The organism is Candidatus Palauibacter polyketidifaciens, assembly GCF_947581785.1.
Classification (GTDB): domain Bacteria; phylum Gemmatimonadota; class Gemmatimonadetes; order Palauibacterales; family Palauibacteraceae; genus Palauibacter; species Palauibacter polyketidifaciens.
Genome location: NZ_CANPVO010000047.1, coordinates 62,020 through 72,002 on the forward strand (window position 1 = coordinate 62,020; position 9,983 = coordinate 72,002).

Genomic DNA, 9,983 nt, shown 5'->3' on the forward strand with positions numbered 1-9,983 from the left:
CTCACATCCTCTTGTAGGCCGGGCCGCTGCCGCCCTCCCGCGGCGTCCAGCGGGGACCCAGGACGTCCGTCGCCTTGCAGTCGATGCAGTTCGGCGCATTCACGACGAGGCGGTCGCCGTCGCGCTCGTACACGCCCGCAGGGCAGAGGCTCGCATAAATTTCCGCCATCTCCGGCGACACCTCCGCGCCGGCTGCCGGCCCGGGGAGGAGGTGCGAGGGAATGTCGTCCCGGGTCGCGTTCCCGGAGCGGAAGACCGCGTCGACCTTGGTGACGGCGTGCTCCGAGTCGTACGCGGAGTCGAGCCCCAGGCGCTTGTAACGAGGGCCCGCCGCGTCGGACTCGCTCGAGATCCGGGCGCCGGGAAACGTTCCGCCCGTCGCCTGCATGAGCCCCGCCTTGACGCCCCCGGCGTAGAAGCCGGACTTGAAGGCGAGCCGCTGGTTCCGGTTGCGGTACAGCGGGTCCTGGATGAGGCTCTCCCTCAGCGCCGCGTCGTAGGACGCCAATCGAGCCGCCGGGACCGCGCCGTCCGATCCCTCGCGGCCCTGCGCGCCCTCGCCTCCGCTCGCCCGCTCGCCCAGGTCCGATAGGGCTCGGCCGATGGCTTCCGCCGCCAGGACTCCCGACCGCATCGCGTAGTGGATGCCCTTGAGGGAGGCGACATCGACGAGTCCCGCGGCATCCCCCGCGATGAGCAGGCCGTCCCCGCTCAGCCGGTCCGGGATGGCGTGATAACCGCCTTCCGGAATCGTCTTCGCTCCCCACTCCACGAGTTCGCCCCCCTCCAGGACCCCGCGCACGAACGGGTGGTGCTTGAAGCGCTGCAACAGCGCGTGCACGTCGAGATCCACGTAGGGCGCGTCGAGACCCACGACGAGGCCCAGCGACACGAGATTCCCGCCCATGGGATAGATGAAGCTGCCCCCGAACGCGTCCCACGGGAGCGGCCAGCCCATGGTATGGGTGACCGCGCCGGGCGGGTCCGCGACTTCCCACAGTTCCTTGACGCCGAGCGCGAAGATCTGCGGGTTCGCCGAGCCGACGCCCTCCCGCTCGAGCCAAGCCTGGCTCAGGGGCCCGCGGGTCCCTTCGGCGAGCACCGTGACCCGCGCGGAGAGGTCCGTGGCCGGCATGTAGCCGGCCGCCGGGTTCCCCTCGCGGTCCAGACCGGCGGGCGTCGTGCGGACGCCGACGACCTGCCCCCCGCGCATCAGGAGCGCGTCGGCGGGGAACCCCGTGAACACGTTCACGCCGAGTGCCTCCGCCTGTCCTCCCAGCCAGCGCACGATCTCGCAGATCGAGGCCACGTGATGGCCGTGATTCCGCATCGAGGGCGGGGTCGGGAGCCGGATCTTCCCCCGTTCCGTGAGAAGCAGCACTCGGTCGCCCGCCACGCGGCCCCGAAAGGGGAAGTCAGCCTCGTCGAGGTCCGGGAAGAGCGTGCGGAAGGCCCCGGGGTTCACGACCGCCCCGGAGAGGCAGTGCTCCCCGAGTTCGCCCGACTTCTCGAGGACGCCGATCTCCAGGTCGGCGAGTGGCCCGCCTTTCGCGCGGTCGCGCGCCGCGAGTTGCGCCAGCCGGATCGCTCCCGCGAGCCCGGCGGGACCGCCGCCCACAAAAAGGACATCCAACGGTACGGCTTCCGGATCGGGATCCTCTTCGACGATGAAGCGCCCCGCCGGCAGCGGTGGCTGCTCGAAAGCGGGAATCAACTGTTTCACCGCGGCGTCCCGAGAACGCCCGCCTCGCGGAGCAATTCCAGCGTGGGTTCGAGCGGGAGCGCTTCGACCGTCCGTCCCCGGTGCCCCGTCACGGACGTCGCTCCGAAGAGGGAGTTGATGACGGCCTCGTCCGTCGCCTCGACCACCGCCTCGAAGACGCGCGACAACGCGCCGCCGCCCCGGACCGCCTCACCCTCCCCCGTCGAGAAGGCGATCGCGTAGTCGCCGGAACCGTGCGACATGTACGACCCGGTGCGGGCGAGCCCCATGAACGAGCGGTCGGCCACCCGGTCCAGTTCGCGGTGCGCCAGCGGCAGGTCCGTCGCGATCACGATCATCACGGACCCGTCGCCATCGCCCTGGTCGCGGGCGCCGCGCAGGCCGGCCGCAGCGAGCTTCTCTCCCACGCGCACGCCGTCGATCCGCAGCGAGCCCCCGAAGTTGCTCTGCACGAGCACGCCGACGGTCACGATCCGCCCGCCGATCTCCACCCGCCGGGACGAAGTCCCGATGCCGCCCTTCCAGCCGAAGGCGATCGTCCCCGTCCCCGCCCCGACCGTCCCCTCCTCCACCGGGCCGCCGGCCGCGGTCCGCAGCGCCTCGCGCACGTGTTCGGGCCGGATCGGGCGGACGCGGATGTCGCTCAGGTACCCGTCGTTCGTCTCGCCGACGACCGGGTTCATCGACCGTACCTCGCGGTTCGCCGGGAGCGACAGGAGGGTATCGAGGAGCGCGTCCGCCGCCCGGAACACGCTCAGCGTCCCGGTGAGGAGGATCGGCGTCTCGATCTCGCCGAGTTCGTTGACCTGACTCAGCCCCACCAGCTTCCCGAACCCGTTTCCGACCGCGATGGCCGCCCGCACCCGCCGCTCGAACACGTTGTCCCCGTGCGGAAGAATCGCCGTGACCCCCGTGCGGATCGAGTCGGCCTCCCACACGGTGCGGTGGCCCACCCGCACGCCGGGCACGTCCGTGATCGCATTCAGCGGCCCCGTCGGCAGCCGCCCGATGAGGACGCCCGCCTCCCGCGCCCGCGGCCGCTCCCCGTCGGCCGGCCGCGCCTCCTGGCCTACAGCGTCCGCAGGCGGAAACACCGCCATCGCCGCGAGGACGAGCGCCGCCGGGGTCCCTGCCCCTGCCCTCCTTGCGGTCCCGCTAGTTCTCACTGCTGATGGTCGCCCGCTCGATGTAGTCCAGTTCGGCGAACTCCGCCTCCAGGTAGACGTTCCCCTCCTCCTGGATGCGTCCCTGGCTCGGCCCGCTCCCGCCCGGCGCTCCCTCGCCGTACTCCGAGTAGAGCGCGTCGACAACCTCCATCCCCGAAATCACTTCACCGATGGCGGCGAATCCCATCCCATCGAGGCGCGAGTTGTCGCCGAAGTTGATGAAGAGCTGCGTGCTGCGGCTGTTCGGCATGGACGTCTGCGCGAAGCTGATCCGCCCGCGCGTGTTCCCGACCACCACCGGATCGTCCTGGATGTTCGCGTCCCGCCACGCGCTCTGGATCTCCGGATTCCCGTTGATCCCGAACTGCGCCATGAAACCGGCGATCACGCGGAAGAACCGCACGTCGTCGAAGAACCCGTTCTCCACCAGGTTGTAGAAGCGGTCCACGCCGTTGGGGGCCCACTGGCGGTGGGCCTCCACCACGAACGTGCCCTTCGAGGTCTCGAAGCGCGCCTGAAAAGTCTCCGGTGCCGTCATGTTCACCTCTGCAGAAGCCGGGTCCCCGAGGAATTCGCTCGGCCCTCCGCCCCGTTCGCAGGCGGTCACCGCCAGCAGACACCCGAGGAGCAGCCAACCCGGCCTGAAACCGGACCTGGATAGACGCGACCGTACCATCTCGACCCCCGTCAGCTTCTTGTGTGTTTTGAGTGCGCCCCGCCGGGCCATTGCCACGGCCTGCGGGCGGGCGTGCCGTCAGATACGGCGTGCCACGATGTAACGATATGCGACCGGAATTGCGACGAGCACGAACAACGTACTCGAAATCAACCCGCCGATGGTCGCCAGCGCGAGCGCGTTCCAGATGTTCTGATCCTGGGACGGGGCGAAGAGGACGAGCGGCAGGAGTCCGAACACCGTCGTGAGCGTCGTCATGAGGATGGGGCGCACGCGCTCCAGCGTTCCCTGCACGATCGCCGCCGCCGTCGGCATGCGTTTGCGCACTTCGCCGATGTGGTAAACCACAAGGATGGCGTTGTTCACGACGATGCCGCCCATCATGATCGTGCCGATGAACGCGGTGCGGGTGAAGGTCGCGTCGGTGTAGAAGAAGATGAGGAAGACGCCGATGAGGGCGAAGGGCAGCGAGAAGAGCACGACGAAGGGCGCCAGGAGCGACTCGAACAGACCGGCCGTGACCATGTAGATCAGGAGGATGGAGAAGGCGAGGACGACCCACATCTGCGTCGTCTCCTCCGTCGTCCAGCCCCCGTAGCGCGATTTCTCGATCCGGTAGCCCGGCGGGAGTTCCATCGCGTCCACCACGGCGTCCCGGACGACGTCGCCGAACCGCACCGGCCCCCGGAACTCCCAGGCCACGGTCCGCTCGTACTGCTGGTCCTCCCGGCGGATGCTGGCCAGTACCTGCCGCTGCCCCACCTCCGCGACGCTGGCGAGCCGGAGTTCCTCGCGGGACGAAATCGGCACGCGCAGGTCGCTGAGGTCGTGGAAGTCGAACTCGCGATACCCGTCCACCTTGACGGCGAGCTGCACCTCCTCGCCGCCCACCCGGATCGGGTTCCCGAACGGGCGACCCTGGATGTTGCGCGACACGTAGTCGAGCAACTGCTGCACCGGGAGGTTGTACGCCGCCAGCGCCTCCCGGTCCGGCTCTACGTAGTACTCGAACTCCCTGTCGCGCTGATACCAGGTGCTGTTCGCGTTCGGGTCCACGTCGCGGATGCGCGAGAAGCGCGTGAGGCGCGACGCGATCTCCTCGGCGATCTCCTGCACCGTCAAGTAGTTGTACCCAAGCACCTGGAGGCTGTAGTTGGGTGGGCTCGAGCCGCCGCCGTAGAAGCTGGGACCGTATCCCCGCACACGGACGTCGACGCCCGAGAACCCGTAGCTGTAGGCGGTCATCTGGTCCTTGATGGCCACCGGGATCGACGTGTGCTCCAGTTCGTCGGGGAATTCCGCGCGCATGTACGCAAAGTTCGGCCGAACCTGCGCCTCGAAGCGTTCCACTTCATCGATGGTGGCGAGCTTCGCCTCAAAGGAACGGGCGAGTTCGTCCGTGCGCTCCAGCCCCGCGCCGCGCGGGAAGCTGATCGTGATCGTGATCCCGCTTCCGCCCCCTCCGAATCCGCTCCAGTAGCTCCCCCTGCTCACGTGCTCATCGAACAGGTACCAGCTCCCGCCGAGGCTCCCGAGGCAGAGGAGCGCGATGAGGATGGGGTGCCGCAGGGCGAACCCGAGCAGCGACCGGTACCCCGCGATGTAGAAGGGTTCGGACGGCCGGGTCGGCGATGAGGCGGCCTCCCCGGTCGTGAGGGCCGCATCGACTACGGTCCCGGCGGAATCCCGCATGCGGGCGACGCGCGAGGCAAGCGCCGGGACGAAGGTGAACGCCACGAAGAGGCTGGCGACGATCGAGAAACCGACGGCGAACGTGAGCGGCAGGTAGTAGACCCGCAGCTCCCCCTGCAGGAAGAGGAAGGGGACGAGCACGATCGCGGTCGTCAGCGTCGCGGCGAGCACGGGCAGGACGACCTGGCGTGCCCCGCGGCTGGCGGCATCGGATGGGGCCGCCCCCGATCGGCGGTGACGCTCCACGTTTTCGAGCACGACGATGCCGTTGTCGACGACGAGGCCGAACCCCCACGCGAGTCCCCACAGCGTGAGCAGGTTCAGTGAGAACCCGCCGATGTAGAGAAAGTTCACCGCGGTCAGGACGCTGAACCCGATCGTGGCGAACACGACGAGGACGGCGCCGAGCGACCGCAGGAAGAGCGTGAGGACGATGAAGATCACGATGGCCGCGGCGATGGCGCGGAGCCGGAGTTCCGTGAGCTGCTCGCGGATGTTCTCGCTCTGATCGGTCAGCAGCTCGAGGCCCACGCCCGCCGGGAGCGTCGAGCCCAGTTCGGTCATTGCGGCCTTCACGTCGTCCGCGACCTGGATCACGTTCGTGCCCGACTGGCGGAACACGCTCATCAAGATCGTGGGCTGCGAGTCGATGCGCCACAGCAACGTCGGGTCTTCCGTCTGGTCGCGCACCTGCCCCAGGTCGCCCACGCGGACGGGCCCATCCGGCCGCGTGAGGACGATCATATCCGCGATGTCGGACACCTCGAGCGCCCGGGTGCGCACGGCGATGGCGAACTGCCGCCCATCGAGTTCGACCGACCCGGGGGCCCTCGGCTCGGACAGCTCGGAGATCCGGCTGCGGACCTCCTCCGGCCTCAGCCCGAGCGCCTCCAGCCGGCCCCGATCCAGCTCGACCGCGATCTCGCGGCGCTCCGCCCCCCGGACGCGCACCTCGGACACGCCCGGCAGCCCCCGCACGAAGGGCTCGATCTCCTCCTCGGCGATCTCGCCCAGGCGCGCGAACGTATACGGGCCGGTCAGCGAGAAGCTGAGGAGCTGCTCCTCTTCGTCGGCGAACTCCTGCGGCACGTACTCGGAGAGGTCGGGCACCACGCCCCCGGGCAACTCGTCCCGGATGGAGCTGATCCGTTCGCTCAGCTCGAGACGGGCGAACTCCATGCGTGTCTCGCGCTCGAAGTGGACCTCGATCGAAGCCGTGGAGCCTGTCCCTTGCTGATCGGCGCGGGAGACCGAGATGACCTTTTCGACACCGCCGACCTGTTGGACGACCGTCTCGAGCGGCGCCGTCACGAACGCCTCCAGCGCCTCGGGCGAGGCGCCGTTCCAGGTGGCGGTGACCGTGAGACGGGGGAACTCGACCTCGGGCAAGTCCTCGACCGGGATGAGGCGGAAGCTCGTCACGCCAAGCGCGAAGAGCGCGATGTAGATCGCGGCGGTCGCCACCGGCCGGCGGATGGCCAGATCGATCATGGTTCCGCGCTACCTCGCGCCATGCCCGGAGCGGCCGGCCCGGAGCGGCCGCCGAGGCCGTACCCCGGCGTCGGCCGGAGCCCGGACGGATCGCGGCGCTCCGGCCGCGGGCCCGGGTCGGGCCCCACCGACACCGAGGGCTCGACCAGGACCGAATATACGACGGGCACGACGATGAGCGTGAGGAAGGTCGCGGAGATGAGGCCGCCGATCACCACGACGGCCAGCGGGGCGCGGAGGTCGGCCCCTGCCCCCAGCCCCGCGGCGAGCGGCAGGAGTCCGACCACGGTCGTGATGGTTGTCATCACGATGGGGCGGAGCCGCAGCCGGCCCGCTTCAAGGATCGCCGCCCGTTTCGCCAGCCCCGCCCGCCGGCGCTGGTTGATGAAGTCGACCTTCACGATCGCGTCGTTGACGACAATGCCGATGAGGATCACGAACCCGATGCCGCTCATCGCGTTGAGGCCGCCCCCGGCGATCCAGAGCGCGGTCACCGCCCCGATCGCCGCCAGCGGCACCGCGGTGAGGACGACGAGCGGCTGCACGAGCGACTCGAACTGGGCGGCCATGATGAGGAAAACGAGGGCCAGGGCGAGGCCGAAGGCGAAGGTGAGCGAGCGGAAGCTGTCCTGCATCTCCTCGTTCTCGCCGCCGACGCGCACGGTCGTGAGCGCCGGCCGCGGGATGTCCGCGATCGCCGCCTCCACCTGCCGGACGGCCGTCCGGAGGCCGCCCTCGGCCACGTCCGCCAGCACCTGGATCGTGCGGTTCTGATCCTCGCGCCGGATTTCGACCGGACCGAACCCCTGCCGGACCGTCACGAGTTCCCCGATCGGCACGCCCTGCAGCCGAAGCCCGAGCACCCGGTCGAGTTCCCGCCGGGCCGTCTCCGGAATCGTGACCCGGATGTCGACCTTGTCGGCGAACACCGAGTACGCGTTCCGGGTCTCCGATCCCCGCAGGTAGTCCTCGATCGCCGTCGCAACCGACGTCACGGTGATCTGGTGGCGAGCCGCCACCTCCCGATTGATCTCGATGACGAGTTCCGGTTGCGTGCGGAGGAAATCCAGCCGGACATCGGCCAGCACCGGGACGCCCTCGAGCCGGGTCTCGATCGCCTCGGCGACCGGCACGAGTTCCTCCAGTTCCCCGCTCTGCACCTTCACCGCGAGGTCGGCCTCGCCGATCGCCAGCGCCCTGCCGAGCGACGTGGCCCGTCCGGTTTCGATCGTCACGAAGGCCGGATCCACGCCGCTCTCCGGGAGCCGCGCGCGCAGTTCGGCGATCGCTTCGCTCGTCGGCCGGGACGACCCGGCGAGCTGTACGTCGAGCGCCGCGTTGTTGAGTCCTGTCAGGTCGCGCGCCGCGAGTTCGCTGCCCCGGCTGCGGCCCACGCGAGTGAAGATGCCCGAGACGTCCGCCATGTCGAGCAGGAGCCGCTCCACCTCGCCCGCCGTCTCGTCCGTCGTCCGGATCGGCGTCCCCTGGGGGAGGTTGAGTTCGACCCAGAACTGCTGTTCGTCCACGCGCGGCATGAGCCCCCTCGGGAGGGATCCGGCGAGCATGATCGCGCCGGCCAGGGCGACAATCGCGATCGAGAGGACTTCCAGCCGGTGCGCGAGAGCCCACTCGAGCGTCCGCTCGTACCGGCCCGCGAAACGGAGGAAGGCGCGCTCGAAGGCCCGCAGGAAGGGGCCGAAGAGCAGGCCCAGGACTCTGCCGCCGCCGGTCGCGACATCGACGCCCGTGAGCTTGACCGAGCGCCCCACGTAGGCGACCCCGCCCCCGACGCCTCGCACGCCCGCGACGGCGCCCGCCCGCACGGCTCGGCCGACCCGGCGCACGCGTCCCGGCCGCTCGGCTTCCGGCGCATCGGGCGCCGACGGGAACGTCTCGCCATCGAAGCCCGCCGTCTCCGCTCCGCGCCTCCCTCGGGCCACCTGGGCGGCGAGTACCGGGAGCAGTGTGAGCGCCACGAGCAGCGAGGCGAGGAGGGAGAACGTCACCGCGAGCGAAAGGTCGCCGAAGAGGGCGCCCGCCACGCCCTCCACGTACAGCACCGGTCCGAATACGGCGATCGTCGTGAGCGTCGACGCCGTGATCGCCGCCGCCACCTCCCGGGCGCCCCGCCCGGCCGACTCCCGCGCGCTACCGCCCGACTCCTCGCGGTGCCGGAAGATGTTCTCGAGCACGACGATGGAGTTGTCCACGAGCAGGCCGACTCCGAGCGCGAGGCCGCCGAGGGACATGATGTTGAGGCTGACGTCGAACGCGTAGCAGAGCGCGAAGGCCGCCATGACCGAGATCGGGATGGCGAGCCCGATGGCCAGCGGATACCTCGGATCGCGCAGGAAGAGGAAGAGGACGAGGAAGGCCAGCGCGCCGCCGAGCAGCAGGGCGGAGACGACGTTCGAGATCGCGTCCCGGATGAAGGCCGCCTGGCTGGAGGCGATCTCGATCGAGATCCCCTGAAACTCCTCCCGCAGTTGATCCAGCGTCTCGCGCACGCCGTCCGCCACGCGGACCGTGTTCGTCCCCGCCTCCTTGAACACCTGGAGCCCGATCGCGGGCTCCCCGTTGAAGCGCGCGATCGTCTCGAGATCCGCGATCGTGTCGACCACGGTGGCGACGTCGGTCAGCCGGACGGGACGGGACCCGACGCCCCGCGGCCGCGCGATGACGACGTCGAGCAGTTCCTCGACCTCCCGGAACTGGCCCAGCGTGCGCAGGCTGTACTCGAACCGGCCCCGCTGGATCGTGCCGCCGGGCGCATTGTAGTTCGCCTGGTCGAGCGCGTTCGAGATCTCGCTGAGCGAAACCTCGTGCACATCCAGGTATTCCGGATCCACGATGACCCGCAGCTCCCGCTCGGGTCCGCCCGTCAGCCCCGCGAGCGAGACGCCGTCCAACTGCTCCAGGCGGCGCTTGAAGACGACTTCGGAGAGATCGCGCAGGCTGCGCAGGTCGGTCCCGCTCACCGCCAGCGTCATGATCGGATCGCTCGTCGGATCCGATCTCAGGATCGTGGGCCGCTCCGAGCCTTCCGGGAGCCTCTCCGTCAGATTGTCCAGCTTCTCCCGGGTGTGGAGAGTCGCGAACTCCATGTCCGTGCCCCAGGCGAACTGGAGCTGGACGAGCGACTGCCCCTCGCGCGATCGCGACGAGATGCGGCGCGCCCCCGGGATCGAGTACAACTGTTGTTCGATCGGTTCCGTGATGAAGCGCTCGACCTCCG

The 9,983-nt window shown here is 69.8% G+C and carries 5 protein-coding genes; all 5 read right to left on the minus strand.

Translation table 11 applies throughout. The annotated features are described in order from the left end of the window. Position 1: 1 nt before the first annotated feature. Positions 2–1,723 (minus strand): electron-transfer flavoprotein:ubiquinone oxidoreductase, encoded by a 1,722-nt coding sequence (locus tag RN729_RS13210; protein ID WP_310785461.1) that lies wholly within the window; start codon positions 1,721–1,723, stop codon positions 2–4. After that, entirely contained in the window at positions 1,720–2,817 is a 1,098-nt protein-coding gene (locus tag RN729_RS13215; protein WP_310785462.1) for a P1 family peptidase, read from the minus strand. Before RN729_RS13215 ends, RN729_RS13210 begins: the two co-directional genes overlap by 4 nt. A gap of 61 nt (positions 2,818–2,878) precedes the next feature. Then, entirely contained in the window at positions 2,879–3,427 is a 549-nt protein-coding gene (locus RN729_RS13220) for a peptidylprolyl isomerase (RefSeq protein WP_310785463.1), read from the minus strand. A 216-nt stretch (positions 3,428–3,643) separates the two neighbouring features. Next, entirely contained in the window at positions 3,644–6,748 is a 3,105-nt protein-coding gene (locus tag RN729_RS13225; RefSeq protein ID WP_310785464.1) for an efflux RND transporter permease subunit, read from the minus strand. Continuing rightward, the coding region (locus RN729_RS13230) for an efflux RND transporter permease subunit (protein WP_310785465.1) at positions 6,745–9,983 on the minus strand (3,239 nt) is incomplete at its 5' end. The genes RN729_RS13230 and RN729_RS13225, both read right to left, overlap by 4 nt.

Excerpts from the sequence above, each read along its gene's own strand:
- RN729_RS13220 (WP_310785463.1), bottom strand. The coding sequence starts at position 3,427 with ATGACGGCACCGGAGACTTTTCAGGCGCGCTTCGAGACCTCGAAGGGC.
- RN729_RS13225 (WP_310785464.1), bottom strand. The coding sequence starts at position 6,748 with ATGATCGATCTGGCCATCCGCCGGCCGGTGGCGACCGCCGCGATCTAC.